Source organism: Microbulbifer sp. ABF4_107, from assembly GCF_056312215.1.
On the sequence record NZ_CM149983.1, the window covers coordinates 3,356,601 to 3,382,421 of the forward strand.

Sequence of the window (25,821 nt, forward strand, 5' to 3'; positions counted from 1 at the left end):
TGAAACCACAACCGCGGGCACACAGCAGGACACCGTATACCGCGCAACTGTTTCAGTGTAGATGAGCCGCGCCGCGGGACTGGCGCCGGCTAGCGCTGACGATCGTAGCGCTGAATACAGTCGCGGTATTCCCGCTGGTAAATACGCAGTCGCTGGCTGTCGAGGCTGCTGCCGCGGCGCGCGGCACTGGTGGCATCCTGGCGACACAGTGACTCCGCCAGAGCGCGGTTGTCGTAGCGCTCGCCATTGGCATCGTAGGGAGGGCGCACATTGGCGTAGGGTCGGGAATCACTGCGACGCGGGTCGCGGTAGCCTTCCGCTTCAGACAGAGGAATGCCTTCACCGCCGAGCCCATCGGGACGGGCAGCGCGCGGCGGATAGGCGCGCGGAATACCGGAGCGGTCGCGCAAGTCTTCCAGGTCGGCGTCGGGATAACCATAGAGGCGGTCCTCGTATGCGCCCACCAGATCACCGTTATAGTACCTTCTCCACTCATAGGGAGGCGTGGTCACCACATAACTGCGACGGCGCGGTTCATACCGGTAAAAGGTCCCTGTTCCGCTCAGAAAAAACTGGCGGCCATCAATTTCGAATCCCTGACTGCCATACGGCAGGAAGGTCAGTTCTGCACCCAGTGGCGGCTCCACGCGCAGGTAGCCGTCATCTTCCTGGCGGTAAAAATAGCCGCCCTGATAGAAATAGATGTTTCCGCTCAGGGTGAGCCGCACCGCATCCGCGGGCAGCTGCTTCTGACGATTCGGGTCCCGCGCATAATCTTCGGCAGACTCACCACTGGATTGACCTGCAGGAGGTAGCTGCTCGCCGCTCTGTGCCTGCGCGCCCTGAAGCATAAAAAAACTGATTGCGACAAACAGGGCGATCACCGGCTGGCGCGGTTGCCACCTGGAAATCGCAAGAACGGAATGAATCGGCTTTGGGATACTCACCAGCAACTACCTCGCGGGGAACCTACAACTGCCACACACCACTACTACCGCGGCAAACAGCAGCACACGGCCTCCGCCACCGCGAAAAAATCGGCGGCGGAAGACCGTGCGCGCATTGTAGCCGGAGGCGCCGCCCTCCCTGGGAGAGCGGCGATCGCAACAGGGTGCATAAGCGATGAAACCTTGCACTTGCTGTCACTCGGCCGACCACTTATTCAGTGTAGTTCCACCGGTGCAGAACCCCCATGACGGGGTAAAGGCTGCCTAGTCAGCGGTGGCGGGGGCGGGGGCGGTGGAGGAGGCGTGCAACACTACGCTCAGTTGGGTGGCACCAAAACGGTTCTCGCCATCATCAAAGTGGCCGCCGGCGTGAAGCAATTTGACCCTGGCCCCCGCTGCCAGGCGACGATCGAGTTCTGCCGCGAAGCTGCCGAAATCCGAGAAGAACACCAGGTCACCATCTTCGGCCCCGCGCTGGGCAATGGTGTAGATACCGCGACCGGAGAACACCGCGTCTTGTGGCTCGAGCCGCGGCAGCGCAGAGAGGTTCAACAGGTCCGTGCGGTGCGCACCTCGGCGGATATGGTGCATTGCGCCGAAATTACCATCGCCGGAAACCTGCAGGCTCGTGGCATCCACTCCGACAAAGGCCTGGGATTCTCCGTCGCCCTCCCAGCTCAGCAACAGGCGCGCGCGTGCATCGCCGTAGTCAACCACGGTGTGCGCGTGAAAGTCCGCCGGCGCGCGGCCAAATGGCGCCACGTAACCGCGAATCTGCAAAGGTGAGCCACTCACAGTATCTGGGCTCAGGCCATTCACCATGACTTCATAGGCCCCTGGGTCCGCATCCAGCGCCGCGCTACTTCCGGTACCGGTGAAATCGAACAGGGACACATCGCGGCCGCCAAAGGCGAGGGTGTTGACGCTTAGACCATCCTCGGAACTTTCAAGACCGGTTGCGGAAACACGGGTCAGCAGCAGGTGCGCGCGGCCGTCTCGCGCGTCAAATACCGCCTCTTCGGCATCCCAGTTCCCCAGCAGGCGAACGCGCTGCCCTACGGAAATATGCTCGATGGACAACACTTCCAGCGGACGGCGGGGTTTTCGCACCAAGGTAGTATCCGCCAGCGTCACCACGAGTTGCGGATTGAAGTGCACCGCACCGTCAGCGCGAATCAGACTGGCGCCACGCACCGTCAACTGATTCCCTCTGCGCGCCACCACGTGACCTTCCACCGCATCCAGCGTTGCTCCGGGTACACTGGTACCCACCAGAACCACCTCGGCGGTAAAGGTTTTTGACCCCCGGTCAAACACGCCCATGGCGAGAGTGGCGGTTCCCGCGTCCATTTGCGCAAGCTGGTCAAGTCCGGCGGCACCGATAAATGGCTCGCCATCAATCTCCCAGCTGGTTTGGCTATCGGTCTCGATATCAATACCGCCGAAGCGCCCCTGGCTGCGCTGGAAAGGGCGTACCGCAATGCGGTAGTCGCTGTCACTTTCCGGCACGGCGACCAGAGGACCGCGAAGGCGGAAGTCTTTCTGGTTCTCGGCGTTGACCTCAGCCACCAGCACCGGATACAACTCCACCACCGGCTCGGCACCGGTAATATCCACGGTGTGCGAAGCTGCGAGATCAAAATCCGCTGTCAGCATGGCGGGCACCCCAGGGGCGATCACCAGGCGATTGCGACTGTCAATAGTGAGCGCCAGTGACACCTGCTCCACCACCTGGCCGTTTTCATCCACCACCGTTGCCGGCTGAGCCTGCCCCGCCACTTCCACGCGAATATTGGCGTTGCGATAGTCGAGAGTGATTTCCCCGCGCACATAGGTGCCGGCGGGCACCGTCGCGGCGGTGACCAGCTCCGTCACATCAACGTACTGGGCAAAGTCCACCGTATTGGCACTGGGCAGCACATCCACTGTGGCACCGTTGGCGCGCTCCAGAGTGAGCGACACCACATCCACCTCGTACTGCAAAAAATCACCATCCGCATCGGTCAGCCCCAGCAGCAGAGTGCCGCACTGATCCGAATCGCTTCCGGAATCGGAGGTTTCACATTGGGCGCTGCTCGGGGGCGGCGGCGCGGTATTCTCTTCTTCCGGTGCTAAAGCACTGCCACCACTGCCGCCACCACAGGCGGAAAGTGCGGCGCTGAGCAGAAGCGCTGAAAGCAGGTGGACAGGGGTTTTCAGGCCCACAGGCTGGGAAGTTGTCCTCATCCTTGGTTCCTCGTTATCGGTTATCAGATTGAATTTACGACCGGGTCGAAGATAACAACGGGGGCGGGACAAAAACGTTGACAGGGGTTAGTCGAAAATATACGACGTGTTTTGATGTGCACAGAACGGAAACACAAACGGGCACGAACCGTAAAGATTCGCGCCCGCTGTGGATAAACGTTGAGGATTTAGTTCTGTTCAGATCGCGCGCGATCAGGCCAGACCGGAAATCACCTCGCGCAGCTTGCCGACAATATCGTCGATCTCATGGGCCTCGATAATCAGCGGCGGAGACATGCACAGCGCATCGCCAATGCCCCGCGCCATCACACCGGCGTCCCAGGCCAGCGCCGACGCCTTGGCCCCGAATTTGCCTTTCAGGTTTTCCGGCGCACGCAGTTCGATGGCGCCGACAAGGCCGTAATTGCGCACATCGATTACATTGTCCAGGTCCGCCAGGCTGTGCAGGGCATTTTCCCAGTGCTTGCCGATATCCCCGGCCGCACGGGTCAGCAGGCCCTCGCGCTCGTAAATATCCAGGGTCGCCATACCGGCCGCGCAGGCCACCGGGTGCGCGGAATAGGTGTAACCGTGGAACAGCTCCACCATGCCTTCCGCCGCCGCATCCATCACCGTGTTGTAAATCTTGTCACTCACAAACACCGCACCCAGTGGTACCGCGGCGTTGGTAATACCCTTCGCGGACGTGATCATATCCGGGGTCACGCCAAACTCTTCCGAGGCAAACGGAGACCCCAGACGGCCCCAGCCGGAAATCACCTCGTCAAAAATCAGCAGCAGATCGTGCTTGTCACAGATCTCGCGCAAGCGCTGCAGATACCCCTTGGGCGGCAGGATCACACCACCGGCACCCGAGAACGGCTCCACAATCACCGCCGCAATCTGGTCCGCACCGTGGAATGCCACCAGACGCTCCAGATCCTCCGCCAGCTCCACACCGTGCTCGGGCAGCCCCTTGCTGAACGCATTGCGTTCAATATCCAGCGTGTGGCGCATATGGTTCGCCTTCACCGGCTGACCAAAGCTCTGATAGTTCGGCGCAATACCACCCACAGAAATGCCACCAAAGTTCACCCCGTGATAACCCTTCTCACGGCCGATAAACATCGTGCGCGAACCCTTGCCCCGTGCGCGCTGATACTGCAGCGCAATCTTCAACGCCGACTCCACCGCCTCGGAACCGGAGTTGCCGAAGAACACATGGTTCAGCGGATCTGGCGTGTGCTGTACCAGGCGCTCCGCATACTCAAAACTCAGCTCGTGGCCGAAATTGAAAATAGAGCTGTAATCCAGCTTCATCGCCTGCTGATGAATCGCCTCGGCAATCTCACTGCGGCAGTGACCCGCATTGGAGCACCACAGGCCCGCGGTCGCGTCGATGATCTTGCGACCAGACTTCTCAAACAGGTAAATCCCCTCCGCGCGCTCCACAATACGCGGCGCCGCCTTGAAGGTGCGATTGGGAGTAAACGGCATCCAGAATGCGTTGGTATTCAGTTCGGACATGATGTTCTCCGAGTCTTAAGAGTTAGAGTCTTTCTAACGTAGTAAAAAAATCCGATGCGAAGGCAAAGTGCCGGGTATTCGTTTTCGAAAGCGTGAGCGACAGGGACGTCGCTCACGCAGCGTACATGGATGTATTCACAGCGGTTTCGAAAACGAATACCCGGTGCTTTGCCGCCACAAAGCCAATAAGAAGGTTCCTCACAAGCTACGGAGCTCAAACCCCGTAGCAGCAGTACTTGGTCTCATAAAATTCGGCCATTCCTTCGACACCGCCCTCGCGGCCAATACCGGACTCCTTGCAGCCGCCAAACGGCGCAACCGTGGTCGAGAAGACACCCGCGTTGCAGGCCACCATCCCGTACTCCAGCGCCTCAACCACCCGGTTCGCGCGACGCATGTTTTCACTCATCACATAGGCCGCCAACCCGAACGGCGTATCATTGGCACGGTGCACAACGTCGTCTTCATCACGGAACTTCTGCACCACCGCCAGCGGCCCAAAAATCTCCTCGCGGGCGATGCGCATCTCGTCGTGCACCTCCGTCAACAGCGTGGGCGCATAATAGTTCTCCCCGTTTGGCAGGAAATCCCCGCCCAACAAAAGGCGCGCGCCATTCGCCACCGCCTCTTCAACTAGGCCGTGCACCCGATCCACCGCCCGGCGGAAAATCAGCGGCCCGAACGTCGTGCCCGCATCCAGACCGTGGCCCACCTGCAGCTTCTCCATCTGCCCGCGCAACTTATCCACAAACTCATCGTGCACCGACTCGTGTACATAAATCCGATTGGTAGACACACAGGTCTGGCCCGCATTGCGCATCTTCGTCGCCATACAGGCGCTCACCGCCACATCGATATCCGCATCGTCAAACACGATAAACGGCGCATTGCCGCCCAGTTCCATGGACATCTTCTTGATGGTGCTCGCACACTGGGCCATCAGCAGCTTGCCCACCGGGGTAGAGCCGGTGAAAGTAAACTTCGCTACCCTCGGGTCCTGGGTCAGCACCTTGCCAATCGCCGCAGAATCGGTGCCCACCACCACATTCAGGGTGCCCGCCGGCAACCCGGCCTGCTCCGCCAGTGCACACAGGGCCAGGGCCGACAGTGGCGTTTCCGACGCCGGCTTGATCACCACCGTACAGCCAGCCGCCAGCGCCGGCGCCGCCTTGCGGGTAATCATCGCATTGGGGAAATTCCACGGGGTAATGCAGCTCACCACACCCACCGGCTGACGGATGGTGTGCAGGCGCATGGCCGGGTTGTGGGTGGGGATGGTCTGACCGTAGGCGCGACGACACTCCTCCGCGTACCACTCGATATAGGAAGCGCCGTAGTCGATCTCACCCATGGCCTCCGCCAGCGGCTTGCCCTGCTCCAGGGTCAGCAGGCGGGCCAGGTCCTCGCGGTTTTCTGCGATCAGCTGGTACCAGCGCTTCAGTACCGCAGCGCGTTCGGCGGCGGTTCTGCGGCTCCATTCCGGGAAGGCCTCGTGGGCCGCAGCCACCGCGCGCTCGGCGTCGGCGGCACTGCCATCGGCAATCTCTGCCAGCAGATCTCCGGTCGCCGGGTCAGTAACCGCCAACTCACCGGTGCCCTCGCACCACTGGCCATTGATGTAGTTCTGGGTCTTCAATAGCTGGCTATTATTCAATTTCATCGAATACTCCCTGATCAGCCGGTATATATGCTTTTCATGGATTCTGGCCCGGTACTTCGACGGCGAATAGTAAGATCTTTGCAACTAAAGTTTAAATCTATCAAACTTTGTGAAATTCCCGATTGTAGGAACCTGCCCTGCAGGCGAGCCCATGCCAGATTCGACTCCGAAACCCGCAACAAAAACCAAGCCAACCAGCAGCAAGCATGCCCTTTCCGGCCGCCTCAGTGATATGGACCTGCGGCTGCTTCGGGTCTTTCGCGAAGTGGTGCAGGCCGGCGGCCTGGCGCCTGCGGAGGTCGCGCTCAACGTCAACCGCTCCACCATCAGTGTGCACCTGTCGGACCTGGAGACTCGCCTCGGGATGCAGTTGTGTATCCGCTCCCGCGGGCGCGCGGACTTCAAGCTCACCCCCGAGGGCGAGTCCCTGTACCAGGCCATCCTCGAACTGGACGGGCACCTGGCCACCTTCAAGAGTCAGGTCAACGCCATCCAGTCACAGCTCACCGGCAAATTGCGGGTGATCTTGCCGGACGATGCCCTGGCCATGCCCCAGCTGGATCTGCCCGCCACCATCGCGCGCCTGCGCGAGCGGGCGCCGCAATTGCAACTGGATATCCAGCTGGCAGCCCCCCACGAGCTGGAACTGGAAATCCTCGCTGGTCGCGCCGATGTGGGCATTAACCCACTGCACTCGCGCCGCCCCGGTCTCAGCTATCAGCCCCTTTTCAGTCACCAGTCCCTGCTCTACGCAGCCGCCGGTCATCCGTGCACAGTCGCCGATACCGATGAAGAGCGGATTACCCAACAGGAACTCGCCGCCCCGGACCACGCGGTGCTGTCCGGTGCCGCGCACCTGTACCGCCTGTTCCCCAACAAAAGCATCGCCAACCATATGGCCGCGCGCCTGGCGATGATCCTGTCGGGGAAATTTATCGGCTTCCTGCCCACCTATCTGGCGGAGGAATATGTTAGAAATGGGCAGCTGGCCGCACTGAGGCCAGAGCGCTTCTGCTACCAAATCCAGAATGCGATTACCTGTAAAAGCAGCGCGGCGGAACAGCCGGCGGTGCAGTTGTTCACTACGGCACTGGAACTTCACAATGTTTAAAAAAAGGGAGCGTATATCATTATGAAAGAGGAATTTATTCAGGAAGTCTCCCGCCGCCTTAACAGGCTTTTTTCGAATTCCAAACTCGGCATGCGGATACCATCCGTCGAGCGGCACAGGCTGGAAGGCTTTATGCAAGCAGGCGTATTTTTCGGTTTCAGCAGTAAGAACGAATTAGCCCAGATTATGGAGAACATTCATATTGATGTGTTTGGCAAAACCATTGCAGAACGTAAAGCAGAAGTACCCGCCTCATGTGTATTTGAAGAAATCGATTACAGCCAATATGAAACGCCTACATATGAGCGAAGTCGGTAGCACAGAAAATGTATATTCCTAAACACTTTGCAGTTTCAGAGCGTGATGAACTTCATCACTTTATCCACAGCAACGCATTCGGCCAGTTGATCTCAAATCTCAACCACCGTCCCGAAGCCTCCCACCTGCCTTTTCTCTTATCGGAGGATAGTGAGCGACTGACCTGCCACCTGGCCCGCCAGAACCCACAACTGGAGAAATTAGACGGCCAGCAGGTACTTGTGATTTTTAACGGCCCCCATGCCTACATTTCGCCGCGCTGGTACCAGTCTGCCGGGGTACCGACCTGGAACTATCAGTCCGTGCATGTCTACGGAACAGCGCGCACATTTAATGATGCGGAGCGGCTGATGACACTGGTTGATCAGCTTTCTCAAAAGTATGAGTCCGGAGCAGAAAAGCCGTGGCAACCGGAGTACTCACCCAAACTACTGCGCGCGATTAGCGGTGTGGATATCGAAATTTCCGAGATTCAGGGCAAGTACAAACTAAGCCAGAACCGCCCACTAGAAGACAGGCAAAGTGTCGCTCGGGAATTGCGTGCAGAGGGCGAGATCGCCATGGCCGATGCCATCGCGCAGTGGGGAGCCCCAGCCAAGCCATGCTGAACGCCATCCATCACGCCGCAATAATCTGCTCGGATTATCCACGATCGAAACACTTTTACACGGAAGTTCTCGGGCTGGAAATCATTGCGGAAAACTACCGCGCACAGCGCGATTCATGGAAGCTGGATCTGCGCCTCGCAAACGGCGGCCAGATTGAACTGTTTTCGTTTCCCGATGCACCAGCACGGCCAAGTTTCCCGGAGGCCCGGGGATTGCGCCACCTGGCTTTTGTGGTCCAATCTGTAGACGATGTAAAGGCTCGGCTGGAGTTGCGCGGTGTAGAGGTAGAGCCGGTACGGGTGGACGAGCACACCGGCAAGCGTTTCACATTTTTCAGTGACCCGGATGGACTACCGCTCGAACTTTACGAACAGTGATTTTCCGCATGTTTATTCTCAGCCACCCTTTCAGGCTTGGTTCCGTTGCTGATGCTCTCGATCACAAACACCGGCCGCCGTTTTGACTCCATATAAATCCGCCCAATGTATTCGCCGATCACGCCAATACCTATCAGCTGGATACCGCCGAGAAACAGCACCACTACAATCGTGGATGCGTAACCGGGGGTATCCACACCCCATAGCAGGGTGCGCGCAATAATCCAGGCGCCGTAGATAAATGACACGGACGAGACCAGCACGCCGATGTAGGTCCAGATGCGCAGGGGTACTGTGCTGAAGCTGGTGATGCCCTCCCAGGCCAGGTTCCAAAGTTTCCAGCCACTGAAACTGCTCTCGCCGGCAACCCGCTCCGGGCGTTCGTAATCCACATACGCGGTGGGGAATCCGCACCAGGCAAACAGGCCTTTCATAAAGCGCTGGGACTCGGGGAGATTATTGAGCACGGTCACTACGCGACGGGAAATCAGGCGAAAGTCACCAACATTCTCCGGTATCTGTACTTTGGAGAGCCGCTTGAGCAGGCGGTAGAACATACCGGCGGTCCAGCGCTTGGCAAGGGAGTCGGACCTGCGGGAAACCCGCCGCGCCAGAACCACGTCAAAACCCTCCCGGTATTTTTCGAGCATTTGCGCAATCAGTTCAGGCGGGTCCTGCAGATCCGCATCAATGGGAATGACCACGTCGCCCTGCGCCACACTGAGTCCCGCTGACAAGGCGCACTCTTTGCCGAAATTGCGCGAAAGGTTAACCACTTTTAGCGCATCCAGGTCCGCGGCCTTTTGCTGCAGACGGTCGAGGGTGTCGTCGCTACTGCCGTCATTAACGCAGATCAGTTCATACGGGCACCCGAGGGCATCCAGATGCCGGATGATTTCCTGAAAATAGTGTTCCAGTCCGGCGCTCTCGTTGTACATCGGGCAGACGACAGATATCAAAAGGCTCAAAGCGTTCCCCTGCAAATTATTCTTATAGTTCCGCCGCCAGCCGCGACAGAGTGGTCAAACGAAAAAACCGGGACCGATAGTAGCGGCAATTGCACGACGCTTCTATCGGGTACCCGGTTAAGGACGTTTGCCAGAGAGCAATCAGATCACGGTGTCGCCTTGGTGGCACCACCTGCACCGGTAGTTGTTTTGTCCTTTACCGACGCTTTGCCCTGAATCTGGCTCTGGGCCTCGCTCTTGTCCGCGATCGAGGGCTTCAGCTCCGCCAGCATCATCTTCATCTGGTTGTACTCGGCCTCATTGGTGAGCTCCAGCATCAGCGGCTGGGCCACCTCGGCGAAGTACTCCGCGTCTTTGCGATCATAGAGCTCCTGGGCCATCCACTGGGCGATATGCAGCTCGCGGGGCGCTCGCAGGTAAGCCTGCTCGAGCATTTCCACATACTGTTTTTTCGGGTACCCCATCATCTGCATGGTGATCGCCAGCCCGTACCAGTTCATCGCTTCACTGGACTGGTTGTTGACCAGCTTGACGAACTTGTCCCGGGCACCTTTCAGCATTTCCTTGCTGCGATCGCCGCCCAGGGTGCTGATCTCGCGATTCAGCCACAACCAGGCCTGGGCCTTCTGGTACCAGAAGTGTTCGCGATCCGAAGGGGCTACCTGGGCCAGCAGACGTGCAGCCTGGTCAAAATCACCCTCGCGGGTCGCCGAGTCGGCGCGCACCGCGGTCAACTCCGGCGAGTACAGGTTCGCGCGCTCGGCGTACTCCACCAGGTCGTGGATACCGTGGGGGTTATAGCCGGACTTCACCAGGAAGCGCGCCAGCTCCACCACCGTTTCCTGCCCGCTGAGCACCGTCAGTTTGGGACGCACCGGCTTGAAGCTCGCCGGTACCTTGCCGCGCGCCAGCTTGAAGCGGCCATCCTGAAACTTCTCGTTGTAGATATCTTCGATCTCACCGATGGACATACCGAGGTTTTTCGTCAACGCCTCGACCGGGTCTGCACCGTTGTTGTAATCCACAACGAACTGTTTGAACTGCTCGGTCTTGCCACTTTCCATCACGATCCAGTGGGCAAGCATCCAGCCACTGGCATACACGCGGCCTTTCTCTTCATCTGGCGTGTTGTACACGGTAGCGCGCAGCAGTTCCTGCAGGGGCACCGGTGCGGTGTACAGCAGGGTCATGGCGCGCTCGCCGGGAATGGCGCCGATATCGTAGGTATTACCCGGGCCAAAGGTCATGGTGGACATGAACTCGGCGAAGCCCTCGCTATACCAGTAGGGATAGTGAGTGGTGGTGCCGTTGTAGCTCAGGAAGTGGGTGTACTCGTGAAACAGGAACTCCCGGGCTTCCAGCTGGCGCTCACCGGTGCGGCCATCCAGGTTCACCAGGGCGTAGCTGCCCTCGGCGGTGGTATCGAACAGGCCGTTGGTCAGCTCGGAGAGGTCTTCACCCACCAGTCCGGCGTAACTTTCGCGGTCAGCGGCGGCGTAGATGGTCAGCTTGGCGCCATCGTCTTTGGCGCCGAGCAGATCCAGCGCCACCGAGCGGTACCGTTCCAGATCCTCCGCCAGACGGCGCACGGAGCCCGGCTCACCGTTGGTGACGATCTTAAAGTTAGCGCTGTCAATTTCGTACCAGGTGTCTTTCGCCAGGTTGTTCGCCATTACATCGCTGGTAAACAGCCATGCGCCGGAAAAAACGACCAAGTATGCGAGCATTCGTGAAAACATATTCTGACCACCCGGAGTTTTCGCTAGATCTTCTCAGAAGGAAGCAACTGTTCACTTTTTGAACGACGTTGCGCGAAAATCCACAATACCTGTTTTCACTGTTTAAAAAAAGAACAATCTTAAACGAGAACCTGTAATTCATCCTGAGTATAAGCGGGTCACAGACCACTCGGTCGCCCGTGGTCACAATCTGACCCTGAAGTTCTACGTTTAGGTGCGCGCCACTGACCGATAAGCAATTCACAGTCACAGAAATTTCACCTTCTCAGCCCGGGTCCTCCCCATAGACTCCAGTTTCTGGCCGGCTCCGGTAATCCATACCGAACCACTGACCCCTGCGAAAAGCGGGGCCCGGCCGGAGCGATGACGCTGTAACAAAAGAAATAAATACAGAGAGAAGAGCATGAAAACACTCGCCCTGCCGGCACTGCTGGCCGGTGCCCTGTGCACCGCATTCACTCCGGCCCCCGAGGCGGCCCCTACCTTTATTGCCGACCTGGATATCACCACCTTCGATGGCGCAGAACTGGACGCCAATCTGTTCGTCCCCGATACCCCCGCCCCCGCTGGGGGCTACCCCACCGTGCTGTTCACCAACAGCTGGATGCTCGACAAGCACCAGTACCTGCTGCAGGCCGCCGAGCTCGCCGACAACGGCTACCTGGTGATGAGCTACTCCACACGCGGCTTCGGTACCTCCGGAGGACTGGTCGATGTGGCCGGCAGCAATTCCATCCGCGATGCCGGCGTGCTGATCGACTGGCTGGAAGCCAACTACCCGGTGGGCAAACTGGGTATGGCCGGCATCTCCTACGGCGCCGGCATCTCCCTGATCACCGCCGCCCAGGATCCGCGCGTGGATGCGGTAGCGGCACTTTCCGGCTGGTCCGACGTGATCGAAGGACTCTACCCCGGCAACACCGTCAACCTGGTCTGGGGCACCATCCTCACCACCACCGCCTTCAACCTCGACCCGGAAGTGGACACCATCTGGGCCAACCTCCGCGCCACAGAGAACATCGACGGCGTAAAGGCGTTCGCCGCCCCCCGCTCCGCGCTCTCCTACGTGCCGGAACTCAACAGCAACGGCACCGCCGTGCTTATGTCCAACAACTTCGCGGACTACCTGTTCAAACCCAACAGCATGACCCAGCTCTACAGCCTGCTGGACGGCCCCAAGAAACTGCTGTTAAACCCCGGCACCCACGCCGTCACCGAAACCCTTGGCGGCAACAACGGCCACATCTGGGCCACCACCTTCCGCTGGTTCGACCGCTACCTTAAAGACCAACCCAACGGCATTGATCACGAGCCCAAAGTGGACATGACCGTGCGCATCAGCAACAGACTCGAGCAGTTCGACGACTTCCCGGTAACCGACAAAACCACCCGCTACCACCTGCACCCCAGGTTCAGCTACTTCAACAACGCCAGCATGAAAACCCGCCCCTACAGCGGCTGGGGCTGGAGCAACGACTTCCACGGCGGCTCAGACACCAAAGCCGGCACCGGCATCCCCGTCGTCTCCGACGCTTTAGAGGGCTTCGGCATCCCCGTGTACACCGCCATGACCGGCATCAACGGCTACTACGCCATCGAATACAACTCACCGGTACACTGGAGCACCTTCAAAATCCGCGGCACCCCAAGCCTCGAACTGTGGATAAAACCCAGCAAGCCCGAAGTGCAACTGCAGGTACACCTCTACGACACCGGCCCCCTCGGCCTCGGCCGCCTCATCACCCACGCCCCACTCACCCTGCACAACGCACAGGTCGGCAAGGCGCAAAAGATCTCCATGGAACTCTTCACCACCGCCTACGACGTGCCCCCCGGACATGTGGTGACCCTCGCGATTGATACCGAGGGCGCGATTTATCAAAAGCCGGAAGATACAAACTATGAAATTGAGGTGCCCTATCGCAGCAGCCGGCAGTCGGTGCTGACGATTCCGCATTTGTAATCCGCCGCGCGAATAAAGCACCAAAGTAACAAGCGAAGGCCGGGTGCCGGGGATTGGTTTTCAAAAGCGTCGGCGACATGGACGTCGCCGACGCAGCGTACAGGGATGTATTCACAGCGGTTTTGAAAACCAATACCCGGCGCCTGGCCGCCACGATGCGCACTACGAAGCACCAAGGAACCGTGCCACTGAGCTAGCACCAGGCTCAACCTGTCCCCCCACCCTGCAAACCAACCGCCCCAACCCGCTACAATAAGGACAACCCGCGAACCAACCATTCCAAAGCAAAGATTTACCATGCGAATTCTTACTCTTCCGGCCCTGCTTGCCGGACTGATACTGCTCACCGCCTGCGGAACTGACAACAAAACCACCAGCGACCCCAACCGGGAAAACGCGACACAGGAAACCACCGCCAGCGAGCAGACAGTGGAGACAAAAAACGCTGAGGCCAAACCCAGCGTCGAAGAACAACCGCCCGCCGGCAAACTCCCCGACGGCGTCCGCCCCACCGCCTATCGCCTCGACCTCACCCTCGATCCCCGCCAGGCCACCTTCAACGGCCAGGTGGAAATTGACATAGAAGTGGACAAGGCCACCGACCACATCTGGATGCACGGCAACAACATCGACGTCGCCGATATCAAAGCCATCGTGCCCGCGCAGGGCAATGAGAAAGAAAAAGAAGTCGCCGCCCACTACCGCCAGATGCTCGACAGCGGCGTGGTACGCGTGGACTTCGCCGGTGGCATACCCGCCGGCAAAATCACCCTGCGCACCAAATACAGCGCCCCGTTCGATAAAAACCTCGCCGGCCTGTTCAAGGTCGAAGAAAAAGGCGATGCCTACGCACTGGCTAAATCCGAATCCATCCAGGCCCGCCGCTTCCTGCCCGGCTTCGATGAACCCGGCCTCAAAGCCACCTACGACATCAGCCTCACCATTCCGAAGGGCTACAAAGCCATCAGCAACGGCCCCGAAACCGAACGTGTAGACGCGGGTAACGGCATGGAAAAGGTCACCTTCGCCCAGACCCGCCCCATGCCCACCTATTTGCTGTCCCTCGCCGTGGGTCCCTTCGACGTGGTCGAGCGCCCGGACATTCCCGCCAACAAATACCGCAAGGAGCCGCTGCCCTTGCGCGGCTTCGCCCGCAAAGGTCGCGGCAAGGATATGGCGTACGTGCTGGATAAAACCCCGGAAATGCTGCGTATTTTTGAGGAGCAACTCCAGCGCCCCTACCCCTTCCGCAAGCTCGACATTATTGCCGCGCCCCAGTGGCCCAGTGGCGCTACCGAACTGTCCGCTGCCATCACCTATCGCGAACAGCGTATTCTGGTGGAAGGTGACGAACCCGCCCCCGGCCTGCGCCTGGCGCTGCTCGGCGTACACGCCCACGAAATTGCGCATATGTGGTTCGGCAACCTGGTCACCCCGCCCTGGTGGGACGACCTGTGGCTGAAAGAGGGCTTCGCCACCTGGGGCACGCCTCTGGCACTCACCATCATGGAACCGGACGGCGGCCACGACCTGAACGCCGCGGTACGCGCCATCAGTGCGATGAAGCTGGATTCCCTCGCCAGCACCCGCGCCATCCGCGAGCCGATCACCGACAACAACAATATCCGCAACGCCTACGACGCCATCACCTACTCCAAAAGCCTCGGTGTTATCCACATGGTGGATGAATATTTTGGAGCCGATACCTTCCGACCGGCACTGGGACGCTATATAGAAAAGTTTGCCGACGGCGTGGCCGATTCACCGGACTTTTACAAAGTCATCGGTGATGAAACCGAAAGCCCGCAGCTCACCGAAACCTTCCGTACCTTTGTGGAACAGAAAGGCGTGCCGCTGCTGTCACTGACCATGAACTGCAATACCGATGGTGAAGCCTCGGTAATTGTTCAGCAGCAGCGCTACAAACCGCTCGGCTCCCCGATTTCTGAGACCGGCCAGCAGTGGAGTATTCCATTCTGCATGCGCACCAACACCGGCGTTGCCCAGTGCGAATTCCTCAGTGACAGTCAGCAGGAGATCGCCGTTTCCGGCGGTGCCTGCCCCAAGTGGGTCATGCCCAACGTGAACGGTAGCGGCTACTACCGCTTCAACATGGATGAAAAGTACTGGCAGGCCCTGCTCGGTGAGTTCGACAACCTCAATCCTACCGAGCGCCTGTCACTGATCGACAGTGCCTTCGCCGCGTTCGAAAGCGGCAAACTCAAGCCAGACACCCTGCTGGAAGTGGTGCGCCTGTCGGCCACCTCAGACAAACGCCAGGTTGTGGAAGCACCTCTGGGTTACCTGACCAAGTATGCCGACCACTATATCGAAGATGCCAATGCAGCCAGCTGGCAGGCATTCCTGAAAGAACAGTACGGTAAAAAAGCACAGGACCTCGCCGGCAATACGGACTCGGAAAGCAAACTGCTGCGCAGCCGCCTGCTCGGCTTCCTCGCGCTGGAAGGCAAAGACCAGGACACCCGCGAACAACTGCAACAGCAGGCCGAACAATTTACCGGCTTCAACAGCGAGCGCGACCCCACCGCACTGGATTCCGACCTGTACGAGAGCGCACTTACCGTGGCCATCCAGGATTCCGGCAAGGATTTTCTCGCCCATCTGATTAAAGTGCGCAGTGAACTGGACGACCCCCTGTTCGAAAATGCCAGCGCCAATGCCATGGGCCGGGTCATCGATCCATCCCAGTTGGACACCATTCACCAGCTGGCGCTCAGTGACGATATGGGCGCACGGGAAGCGTTTGGGCTGATCCAGAATGCCCTGATCGAACCGGAGCTCCAGACCCAGAACTGGCAATGGCTGCGGGACAACTTTGCCAAAGTGGTAGCAAAAATCCCGGAGCAGTGGCGGCGCAACACTCCGCGCTTCGGGGCAAATTTCTGCGACCATCAGTACTTGAAACAAATACAGCTGCTGTTTACCCAGCAGCAAAAACTGGTTCCCGGGTATGAGCGAGCACTGGCGCAGACGGAGGAAGGAATCAACCTTTGTTTGGCATTGAAGGAAAAGGGGCAATCCCTCGTCGAGGGCTTAAAATAGAGCCTTGCGGGCTCACTCCGCTCCCCAAAAAAAATGGCAGCGAAAGCTGCCATTTTTTTTGGGGCACGGTGCTAGACAGGAATCCCTGCGCGCTCGAATTTCTCAGCTAGCGGCGCAAGCTCCGATTCGTAATTTCGCCAGCGCGCCAAAGCCGTTTTATACAACGGAGAGCGAACCTGTGCTGAACTCGCTGTGGCCACGGCACTTTGGTTTTTATGGAATTGACCACAAGCTTCCTGCCAGCTCAACCCGGCTCCGCTAACAAGCGCCTTCGCATCGCGGTCGAAATGACTCACAAGATCTTCATACCGCTGGAAGATGACCTGGCCAGAGAGCGAGTCCTGCCAGCGCAACTTAAGCTTCCAATACGCGACATAGTAACGCCCCAATTCTTCCAGGTCGTATGAAAATGGGTATCCCATCTGAAACAATGTTTTAAACATGCCGAAACAGGAATCCAGCGGATGGCGCTCCATCCAGATCGTAGTCGCCGCCGGCATGGATCTCGCAATCAGGCCTGCATATAGAAAATTAAGCGGTGTTTTGTCGATCACTTTTGTGCGACTAACCGGATAATTATTTATCCGATTTAGGTAGCCCCTGGCTATTGTCTCTGGGGACCACCCGACAGTTTCCCGAATTAGGGCTTCCTTACTCAGTTTCTTTCCGGCGCTCGCCATCAGTGACATAGGAAAATCAGTGATTTCTCCCAGACTGGTGCAATCGCTATGGCTGGAAAGTATACGATCAACCAAAGTGGTTCCGGAACGCGGTAAACCACAAACAAATACCATTTTCGAGCCATCGAGATCCGGATCAATTTTATCCGCACCACCCATCGCGGGAAGCTGGCCGTGCTGGTCACCAATCAGTTCCAATGCGCGCACATCACCTTCGACACTGTATTGCATACCTTGACGGCGGATCTTCGCTCCCTTTTGAAAACTGGAAAAAGCCTCGGTGTACTCTCCCAAGTCTTCCAATTCTTTACCCAGAGCAAAAAGGAACTGAACCCTCTCCGAAGCCCGCAAGTTCGAACGGGATAATGTTGCCAGAATCCGTTCCACACTGTTTTTGTTGCGACTTGCTTTAGCAAGTCCGCTTAACACCTGCTGTGCTTGCCCGTCATCAGGAAATTGCTCTACCAATGACCGCAGAATAGAATCGGCCTCCGCAATTTTTCCTACCGCAACAAGGTTCGCAGCCAGGTTATAGCGAGCATCCCTGTCCCCACTTGCCGCCAGCTCACGATAAATTTCGACACCTTCGGGAATTTTCTGGCACTGGGTCATCAGTTGGGCACACTCAGCCAGTTGGCGGCGACTACCAACCGCACGCAACCGGTACTCAGTCAACAACTCCGCCGCCTGGGCATGCTCGCCAGAGAACATCAGGCACCGGATAGTGTGGGGGAAAAGAGTGATGGCATCGGGCCATTTCTGCCGTGCGCCAAGTAACTCTGCGAGTGCTTGTGCGAACTGGTTTTTCAGCAGGTGCTGATTGGCCTGCTTGATTGCCTCTATTACGGAATCGTTGTCGGTGAGCAAAATTTTTCCCCGCGTAAAAAAAAGGGGCGCTAAGCGCCCCTAAATCATATCAGCAACAATGACGTCACACGAAACCCGCGCTTAGAATACCAAGCGCAGATTGGCGCCAATGGTGCGAGGCAGTGCGAGAAACTCTTTAGAACCATTGCCAAAATAGTTCTGAGATGGGTCGGTTCCCATGTACTCTTCTTTGAATACACCAGTGGTTCCCGCTTCATTGGTCAGGTTTTTGGCAAACAGTGTCGCGGTCCACCAGTCTCCAGCCAGCCCGATGTGCCCATCCACAATCGCGAAGCCATCCAGTTCCGCAGCAAAGCGCGGGCTTTCACTGGCTGCGTTAGTAGTCGAAGACTGATAGTAACCGGCCAGGCGAGCAATCAGATTGAGACCGCCATTGCCAATCGGTGCACTGTAGTCGAGCGCCGAAGTCAAGGTGTGCTCCGGAGTACCCGGCAAGCGCGTGCCAGCACCGGCGATGAGCCCTCCAACTGGGGAGATCAGATCTTCATCCAGCTCCGCGTTGACATAAGCATAGCCGAGACCGTAAGACAGGTTGTCGGTCAGGCTTCCCTGCAGCTCAAATTCGATACCGCTGGTACTGGCGCTCTCACCGTTGGCAACCACGTAGAAACCGTTGAGGGTGGACGTGTTGATCTGCACATCATCCCAGTCAACCATGAAAGCGGCCAGGGTATAGCGCGCAGAACCCAAAGTGCCTTTGATACCGATTTCAGTGTTCAAGACCGAATCGGAGTCATAATCGAGCCAGGCATCACTTTCTGCGAAATTACCCGACAGCGGGACGGCATTATTACCACCGCGACGGTAGCCTTCGGAAACGGTCGCGTAGGCCATGGTGTCTTCACTGATATCGTAAGACACGTTACCTTTGAACAAGGTCCCGGAGTCCGCGGTGCTACGATTCTCGTTGACCACGTCACCTAATACACCCGAGCCGTACAGAGGCAGATCCATAAACACGTCGGACTCATACTCGTTGTCAAAGTAACGAGCACCCAGGGTGAAGTGCAGGCGATCGAGGTGCCAGGTAGTTTCACCGTAAACAGCATTTTCGGTAAAGTTGTCCTGGCGGTCGTAATCCCAGTCCTGGTCAGATGCAACTACATCGATACCCCATGCAGCTTCTGCCCAGCGGTCGAATCCGCGCAGGTAACTCTGCTGTGCACCCGCAGTATCCTGATTAATATGGAAAACACCGACGGTCCAGTCGAAGTTATCGGTGGCCTGGGAAACCAGTCGCACTTCCTGGATAAAGGCACTGTCCTCATACTGGCGCGCGGCCTGAGCCATTGGGCGCGTGTGGTTGTAGTAGTAACCACCGATCCAACCCAACTGCGCGTAAAATCCGGTATTCTCAGAAATGGATTCGCCAGCATGATCGTACTGAGAAGTCGCTGAGGTCAGCGTAGCAAACCCGAGGTCAATATCGACTTCCAGAGAAGTCATATCGGCTTCGCGGCTGGAGGGCTCAAGTTGAATAGAGCCGTTTTCATAGTCATCGTACGGGTTGCCGAAACCATCGGTCCCCAGGGTCTGCTGGCGACGACCACCGATGTCGTCTTCCTGCATCATGTGGGTCAATACTGCTTCAATATTTTCCGTAGGCTGCCACAGAGCCGCCACCTTCACATATTTGATATCGACAGTATCCGCATCCTCTACAGTGCGGAATTCTGCATCCGGAGAAAGTACGCCATTCGGAGCTGTCGGCAAACCTTCGCCGTCAAGCTGATATACATTGACGTAATCAACCACACCGGCGCCATCGACAAAGCCCGCAGCCGCTCGCACCGCGAAACTATCTGACAGCGGCAAATTGATGACTGCATCGCTGTAGTAATTCAAGCCTTCCGAACCGGCAGTAGATGACACACCCGAATTGAGGTTTACCTCTGCACCCTCAGTACTGGGTTTGCGAGTGATATATCGTACGGTGCCGCCAAGTGAGCCAGAGCCATAAAGGGTGCCCTGCGGACCACGCAGTACTTCCACGCGCTCCAGATCTTTAAGGATAAAGTTTGCGTATACCGGAGTGCTATTGATGTAAGTGGAAACGGTAGGGGATGCCGAAAGCGCATAGTCACCCAGCGCAGAACCATCGACGTTGAGACCACGAATCATCACGCCATTGATTACACCAGAGTTGCGGCTGCCCCGGTCCACAACAGCGACACCGGGAATATTGCGCATCAACTCCGCCTGATCAGTGATCTGGGCAGATGCCACTGCATCCCCAGAAACCGCAGAGATGTTGTAGGGGATATCCTGCATTGAAGCTTCACGGCTGGTTGCCGTTACAATAATTTCTTCAATCGGCCCTTCATTTTCCGTTTGTGCGAGCGACATCTGCGGCACGCTGAACAGCGCCCCGGCAGATACTGCCGCGACTGCGGTTGCCAATGTAGTTTTGCTGAAACCCTGCTTGATTGGTTGTTTCATGATGCCCTCTGCTAGGTTTGGATCTCTTATTTTGAATTTTCGCCGCTGGCCAAACTGCGCCGGCTTTTTGTTGTGATTCTTTTGTATAACTGGACCCTGGCCTATACCTAGTGCCAGTTAGTCTACAACGACTGGTCCAGTTTGTTATGGTGATAAAAAGCCATCCTGTGAGAAATGAACTTTTGTCTAACCAGTCTTACTCCGGCACTTTCAGCTCGCCGAGCTGCTCCAGTGCAGGGGATACCGCTCCCTGTTCGTACTGCGGATAGCGCACTTTGCCGTCGCGGAAGCTCTTCAGCGTCTGGCCCAGACCTTTCATACCGCGCTCACGCACCTGAGTAACTTTTTCCACATCAAGGTACAAAGCAACAACTTCCTCCTCGATTGAGGCCTCGTGGAGAGTATCCCCTTCTGGGCCCACGATAATCGAGCGGCCGTTGCCCTGCTCGCCGGCACCGTTCACGTCGACCACATAACACTGGTTCATCACTGCGCTGGCGCGGACCATGGAGAGTTCGTCTTTGCGGTCGATGGTGTCGGTCTTGGTGGGGTGAATAATGACTTCTGCCCCCATCCAGGCCATGGCGCGGGTAGTTTCCGGGAACCACATGTCGTAGCAGATGGAGACACCGAAGCGACCCACCTCGGGCACATCGAATACGACGAACTGGTCACCGGCGGTAACGCCTTTTTCGTACGGCAGGAAGGGGTATATCTTGCGATAGCGGGCGATCACTTCCCCTGCGGGATTGATGACCGGCGTGGTGTTAAATACCGCGCTGCCACATTTTTCGTACATGGACCCCGGGATCAACCAGATGCCCAGTTCCCGAGCGGTGCGACAAAACGCGTCCTCTTCGGCGGAGGGCAGCTCGCGGGCGTGTTGTGCGCCGACTCCGCGCAGGGCCAGTTCGCTCAATACGATCATTTTGACCCAGGGGTAGCGCAGTTTGGTGCGCTGGATTTTCTGCAGAAGCAGCTCGAGATTGTCTGCTTCATCCAGTTTCAATTGCAGTGCTGCTATGCCAAAAGACCTGCGGTTGCTACTCATCACACCGGTTCCTGATTCTGGATTATTGATTTTTGTTGTTGCCGCAGCCTTTCCGGTGCAATCCGGGGTAGACCTTGGCCAGCTGGATTAATACTGGCCCAGAGCAGCACTCAGCTATAGGGCCAGATGGGCAACAGGCATGAGTCCAACCGGGGAGTGGGTGGCGGAATACGGGATTTGGACCTAATCATTGGGGGGATCTGGCACTATTACGCGAGCTGTAATAAGTTAGCTTTGGTCCGGCACAGGAACCGACCGCGACTTTTCTTGAATGGACGTCGGTTCAATCGATAAGACAGATAACAAGCTCTTCCAAAGCGCCGGAGTACCAATGAAAAATCCTGTCCAGTCTGCAGCGACAGACGCCCCTGAATCAGGCTATTCCGGAAATAAAATTCCCGAAAATGCCGGAAAAAATAGTCTTTTGGTCAGCAATGGCTGGATTGCGAGCATCTTTCTCGCGTTCCTGTCTTCCGCGGGCCTCTACTATGTAAACATCTTTCCGGTCATCGTTGACGCGTTGATGGCGGGTGCCGGGCTGAGCGCCGAGCAGGCGGGGCAGATCACATTCGCCAACACCATGGGCGCGGTGATCGGTGCTTTCACGGTTTCCTGGCTGATCCGGCATATCCCGCGCTGGAAGCGCGCCGCAGCCATTCTGCTGTGCTGCTCGATCGGCATGGATGTGCTGACCATTCAGCTGGCCAACCTGGACCTGCTGATTCCATTGCGACTGGTGCACGGGATTCTCGGTGGTGCCCTGGTGGGACTGGGCTTTGCGGTCATTGCCCGCAGTGGTATTGCCGGGCGCAGTTACAGCATGGTGCTGCTGGTGCAATACACCGGCGGGGCCATCGGGGTCGGTTTCCTGCCAGCGCTGGTTGTGGAGCACGGCACCTACGTGCCCTTCTTTGCGCTGATTACCTTCAGCGCACTCACCCTGCTGATGCTGCCGCTGATTGCCGACTACCCGCTGCCAACGGAGGAGGAGAGTCGCGCACACGCAGAAAACGCAGCGCCGCTGCCTCTGGCACCCATCATCATCACCCTGATTGCGCTGTTCTGCTTCCAGTTCGCAAATATGGCGCTGTTCGCTTTCATTTTCGACCTGGGCAAAACCTTTGAGTTGCCCCTGGGCTTTATTAGCCAGACCCTGTTCTGGGCAAACCTGATCGCCATTGGTGGCGCCGCGCTGGCGGCGGTGACCGGGCAGAAATACCCACTGGCCAAACCCCTGGCCGCGGCACTGATCATTACTCTGCTGGGCCTGCTGCTGTTCGTATTCAGTGATATTCGCCCGCTGTTTATTCTGGCCAATGTGGTCACCGGAATTACCTGGGCTTTCTGTGTCCCCTATTTCCTGACCATGGCCTCGCGATTTGACAGTGCCGGGCAGATGGGCGCGTTTGGTGGCTTTGCATCGAAGCTGGGGCTGGCCTGTGGACCACTGTTTGCGGGCTACTTCATTACCGGCGGAGGCAGCTATACCCAGCTGATCCTTGTTACCGTTGTGGTACTGGGTATCTGCCTGATTGCGGTGCCCGCTGCGGCGCGACTCGATCGCGCCTCAACGAATTAACGCACGGTCAATTTATTCGTTCGCAATGATCGCCGCATCAATCAGTTTGCCGGTTTCATTGAACCACTTGATGCGGTGGCCGTCGGTCACCACATAGAAACTTGCCTTGCGGCCGTAGGACCAGGTGCGCCACTGGCGCACCCACTGGTCGCCGTCGAGCCACCAGCGTCCGGTGTCGGTCTCGTCCATCTCCACATCGTTGCGGGAGTAGCCGAGCATGGTGCCGTCCGGCTTCAACTCGATGCGGTAGGACTCGCCCAGGGTGTTGGTGCCGAGGAATATGGCCCCGGGCATCTCCCGCTGCAAATCTTCCGCGCTAAGGCGTCGGCCAGAAGCCACATCCAGTGTCTCTTCTTCCGCCTGCAATTTGCCGTTGATCAATTGCGCCAGGACCCGCACACCTCCCTCAATCTTGTCTGCATCAATCGCAGAAAAGCCGAGTCGCACGGCGCTGCCATCCCCCACTGTTTCCAGCAATAATCCGTTCTGTTCAGCACTGATTTGCAGCTGGGCGCCATCCACATGGGAGGGCAACTCCAGCCAACAGGCGGTGCCGCAGCTGGCGCGGCGGACTTTCAACTTGGGCAGGTGGTACATCAGGGCTTCGCCCAGAGCGGTCCACCGGTCCTTCAATTGCTGAGTGATCTTAAATAGCGCTGCGTCGAGGTGACCGGCCGCGACAAATTTGGCCAGCAAGCGCTGATTGAGTGCCGGTACCCGTTCGCGCAGGGTGTAGCGCAGTGCGCGCAGGCGCTGAATCACCGGCTTCGGGGCAACCACAAATGCGAGCTGCATGCCCGGGTCGATGATCTTTGGAAACTGATAGAGATAGATAACCGAACTGCCGCCTTCCATACTTTTCAACGGCGGCAACGGATTCCCGTGGTAGCAGAAATCGTGGTCGCAGTCGTTTTCGATAACCACGGCCTGCTGCTCCCGCGCCTGCCTTAACAGCAGCCGGCGTCGCTCCAGACTGGTGGTCACCGCGGTGGGATTGTGCACGTTGGGCTGCAGGTAAATGCAGTGGGCCGCTTTGCAATTGTCATCCAGCAGTGGGCCGTCCGCATCTTGTGTGAGCGGTAAAATTTGCGCGCCGGAGCGCCGGAATATCTCCCCGGTTTCGCCACCGGCGGGCCGCACCAGTGCAAGCTTTCGCTGATTTCCCAGCAGTAATTCACCCAGCAGATAGCAGGCCTGCTCCATACCACTGGTCAGCAGTATCTGGCCCGGGTCCACGTAAATACCGCGGCGCGGCAGCAGCCGGGTACAGATCTGCTCCACCAGGTGCCGATCGTCCTCGTTATTGCCAAGGGTTGCCCACTGCGCGACTTCCCGCGCGGTAAAAATATCCCGTGTGCACTCCCGCCACTCCGCGCTGGGGTACAGCCGCGGATCATATTCATTGCTGACAAACGGATAGGGATACTGCAACCAGTTGGCGGGACGATTCTGCAGGGCGCGACGACTGACGGATACAGGGTTGCAGTGGGCGCGCCAGAACTGCCGATCGTCCTCGTCCCTTTGTGGCTCGCCGGCATTGTGGCTGATAACACCCTGCTGCGACACGGTCTCACTGACGAAAAAGCCACTGCGCTCTCGGGTCACCAGAAACCCGTCATCCACCAGTTGCTGATAGGCAAGGACCACAGTATTGCGGGCGACGCCGAGCTGCTCGGCCATACGGCGCGACGAAGGCATTTTATGACCCGCGGGAATACTGCCAGAAAGAATACCCTGGATCAGTTTTTCACGGATTTGCTGCTGCAGACTTTTATCCGCAGCGGGATCGAGAACGATCAGTGCTTCGCTCATGAACGGCTCGTTATATTTGTATTGGCCTGGTGCCCTTGAGATTGATCGCAGTTTGCACGGCGCCCCGTCCAGTTTCAAGCACAGTGCGACCCGGCACAGACGGGTGCCCCCTGTACCGGGGACGCCCTGTTAGCGGACGATTGCGCTCAGGCTTTATTCCGTGCGCTCAGCCAGCATGCGTATTGCGTGCCAACTTTTTCAGCCGGAATGCCAGCCACACCAGAATGAATCCGAACACAATCGCGTAACTGCCGATCAGCCACAGCAGGGCCAGTGCGCCAGCGCCGGGCTTCAGCAACAACACAAGACCAAAGATAACCGACAGTAGCCCGGCGAAGATCAGCAGCCACTCGTGATCGATTTCCTTGCGCAGACGAACAGCGCCAATGATTTCAAAAATACCCCGCACCAGCGCCCAGGCACCGATAAAGATCACCAGCACCAGCGCGGTCACCTGTGGATAAACGAAGGTAACGATACCTGCGGCGATACCGGTAATTCCCACAAACAGCAGCCACCACAGTGAAGAGCGCTCCACCTGACCACGCCCCTTGACCGCGCCGTACAGCGCTACCACACCGTCGATCAAGGTGTAGATGCCGAAAAGAAGTACCAGGCTGAGCAGGGATATGCCCGGCCAGACAAAGGTGAGCACACCGAACACGATGGCAAACAGGCCGCGCACCAGCGCCACCCACCAGTTCTCGGCCATGGCGCGCAGTAGCGGGCGGGTTGAAAGGGATACCTGAGATTCGCTTTCTGGTGCCATGGGCGCCTCCTGACCTTAGGTGTCCCGACACAGGATCACCGTCTAGCCGGAGTTTTAGTCTCACCCAAACCAGAAAACGAGATTAATTTTCCGCTG

18 protein-coding genes are annotated in these 25,821 nt (G+C 57.8%); 7 read left to right on the forward strand and 11 right to left on the reverse strand.

Annotated features, from left to right (window positions below; genetic code table 11):
- Positions 1 to 89: 89 nt before the first annotated feature.
- The 4 genes from ACYX4K_RS13725 to ACYX4K_RS13740 all read right to left on the reverse strand — a co-directional run bounded on the left by ACYX4K_RS13725 (position 90) and on the right by ACYX4K_RS13740 (position 6,360).
- The gene (locus ACYX4K_RS13725) at positions 90 to 947 is read right to left on the reverse strand and encodes a DUF6515 family protein (RefSeq protein ID WP_475091566.1); all 858 of its coding nucleotides are present in this window, start codon (positions 945 to 947) and stop codon (positions 90 to 92) included.
- Positions 948 to 1,211: 264 nt separating this feature from the next.
- Positions 1,212 to 3,173 (reverse strand): DUF4382 domain-containing protein, encoded by a 1,962-nt coding sequence (locus tag ACYX4K_RS13730; protein ID WP_475091565.1) that lies wholly within the window; start codon positions 3,171 to 3,173, stop codon positions 1,212 to 1,214.
- A 213-nt stretch (positions 3,174 to 3,386) separates the two neighbouring features.
- Positions 3,387 to 4,700: an omega-aminotransferase AptA gene (gene aptA / locus ACYX4K_RS13735; protein ID WP_475091564.1), complete on the reverse strand. Its 1,314-nt coding sequence runs from the start codon at positions 4,698 to 4,700 to the stop codon at positions 3,387 to 3,389.
- Between the two features lie 214 nt (positions 4,701 to 4,914).
- Positions 4,915 to 6,360: an NAD-dependent succinate-semialdehyde dehydrogenase gene (locus ACYX4K_RS13740; protein WP_475091563.1), complete on the reverse strand. Its 1,446-nt coding sequence runs from the start codon at positions 6,358 to 6,360 to the stop codon at positions 4,915 to 4,917.
- 151 nt (positions 6,361 to 6,511) lie between these two features.
- Here ACYX4K_RS13740 and ACYX4K_RS13745 point away from each other — a divergent pair, with 151 nt between their 5' ends.
- Genes ACYX4K_RS13745 through gloA2 form a run of 4 tightly spaced genes read left to right on the forward strand, consistent with a single transcriptional unit; the run spans position 6,512 to position 8,774 of the window.
- Positions 6,512 to 7,471: a LysR family transcriptional regulator gene (locus ACYX4K_RS13745; RefSeq protein ID WP_475091562.1), complete on the forward strand. Its 960-nt coding sequence runs from the start codon at positions 6,512 to 6,514 to the stop codon at positions 7,469 to 7,471.
- Between the two features lie 21 nt (positions 7,472 to 7,492).
- Positions 7,493 to 7,789, forward strand: a complete 297-nt coding sequence (locus ACYX4K_RS13750; RefSeq protein ID WP_475091561.1) for a hypothetical protein — start codon at positions 7,493 to 7,495, stop codon at positions 7,787 to 7,789.
- Between the two features lie 8 nt (positions 7,790 to 7,797).
- Complete coding sequence (locus ACYX4K_RS13755; RefSeq protein WP_475091560.1) at positions 7,798 to 8,397, forward strand: FMN-binding negative transcriptional regulator; 600 nt, start codon at positions 7,798 to 7,800, stop codon at positions 8,395 to 8,397.
- Positions 8,391 to 8,774, forward strand: coding sequence for an SMU1112c/YaeR family gloxylase I-like metalloprotein (gene gloA2 / locus ACYX4K_RS13760; protein WP_475091559.1), 384 nt, complete (start codon positions 8,391 to 8,393; stop codon positions 8,772 to 8,774). Before ACYX4K_RS13755 ends, gloA2 begins: the two co-directional genes overlap by 7 nt.
- Here gloA2 and ACYX4K_RS13765 read toward each other — a convergent pair.
- Positions 8,762 to 9,742, reverse strand: a complete 981-nt coding sequence (locus ACYX4K_RS13765) for a glycosyltransferase family 2 protein (RefSeq protein ID WP_475091558.1) — start codon at positions 9,740 to 9,742, stop codon at positions 8,762 to 8,764. The two genes, gloA2 and ACYX4K_RS13765, sit on opposite strands and share 13 nt — an antisense overlap.
- A 146-nt stretch (positions 9,743 to 9,888) precedes the next feature.
- Positions 9,889 to 11,469 carry a hypothetical protein gene (locus tag ACYX4K_RS13770; protein WP_475091557.1) on the reverse strand — a complete coding sequence of 527 codons (1,581 nt, stop codon included), beginning with the start codon at positions 11,467 to 11,469 and terminating at the stop codon, positions 9,889 to 9,891.
- A gap of 415 nt (positions 11,470 to 11,884) precedes the next feature.
- On the opposite strand from ACYX4K_RS13770, the gene ACYX4K_RS13775 reads away from it, so the two are divergent.
- Together ACYX4K_RS13775 and ACYX4K_RS13780 are read left to right on the forward strand one after the other, a co-directional pair.
- Entirely contained in the window at positions 11,885 to 13,444 is a 1,560-nt protein-coding gene (locus tag ACYX4K_RS13775; protein WP_475091556.1) for an alpha/beta fold hydrolase, read from the forward strand.
- Between the two features lie 297 nt (positions 13,445 to 13,741).
- Entirely contained in the window at positions 13,742 to 16,507 is a 2,766-nt protein-coding gene (locus ACYX4K_RS13780; RefSeq protein WP_475091555.1) for a M1 family metallopeptidase, read from the forward strand.
- Positions 16,508 to 16,578: 71 nt separating this feature from the next.
- On the opposite strand, the gene ACYX4K_RS13785 is transcribed toward ACYX4K_RS13780, so the two are convergent.
- The 3 genes from ACYX4K_RS13785 to ACYX4K_RS13795 form a co-directional block, all read right to left on the reverse strand.
- On the reverse strand, positions 16,579 to 18,054 hold the full coding sequence (locus tag ACYX4K_RS13785) for a tetratricopeptide repeat-containing sulfotransferase family protein (RefSeq protein ID WP_475091554.1): 1,476 nt from the start codon (positions 18,052 to 18,054) through the stop codon (positions 16,579 to 16,581).
- 81 nt (positions 18,055 to 18,135) lie between these two features.
- Positions 18,136 to 20,514, reverse strand: coding sequence for a TonB-dependent receptor (locus tag ACYX4K_RS13790; protein ID WP_475091553.1), 2,379 nt, complete (start codon positions 20,512 to 20,514; stop codon positions 18,136 to 18,138).
- A gap of 196 nt (positions 20,515 to 20,710) precedes the next feature.
- The gene (locus ACYX4K_RS13795) at positions 20,711 to 21,565 is read right to left on the reverse strand and encodes a carbon-nitrogen hydrolase family protein (protein ID WP_475091552.1); all 855 of its coding nucleotides are present in this window, start codon (positions 21,563 to 21,565) and stop codon (positions 20,711 to 20,713) included.
- Positions 21,566 to 21,896: 331 nt separating this feature from the next.
- Here ACYX4K_RS13795 and ACYX4K_RS13800 point away from each other — a divergent pair, with 331 nt between their 5' ends.
- Positions 21,897 to 23,144, forward strand: coding sequence for an MFS transporter (locus ACYX4K_RS13800; protein ID WP_475091551.1), 1,248 nt, complete (start codon positions 21,897 to 21,899; stop codon positions 23,142 to 23,144).
- A 12-nt stretch (positions 23,145 to 23,156) separates the two neighbouring features.
- Here the strand turns inward: ACYX4K_RS13800 and ACYX4K_RS13805 are convergent, their stop codons facing one another.
- On the reverse strand, positions 23,157 to 24,956 hold the full coding sequence (locus ACYX4K_RS13805; protein WP_475091550.1) for an aminotransferase-like domain-containing protein: 1,800 nt from the start codon (positions 24,954 to 24,956) through the stop codon (positions 23,157 to 23,159).
- A gap of 166 nt (positions 24,957 to 25,122) precedes the next feature.
- Positions 25,123 to 25,725: an HdeD family acid-resistance protein gene (locus ACYX4K_RS13810; RefSeq protein WP_475091549.1), complete on the reverse strand. Its 603-nt coding sequence runs from the start codon at positions 25,723 to 25,725 to the stop codon at positions 25,123 to 25,125.
- Between the last annotated feature and the right edge of the window lie 96 nt (positions 25,726 to 25,821).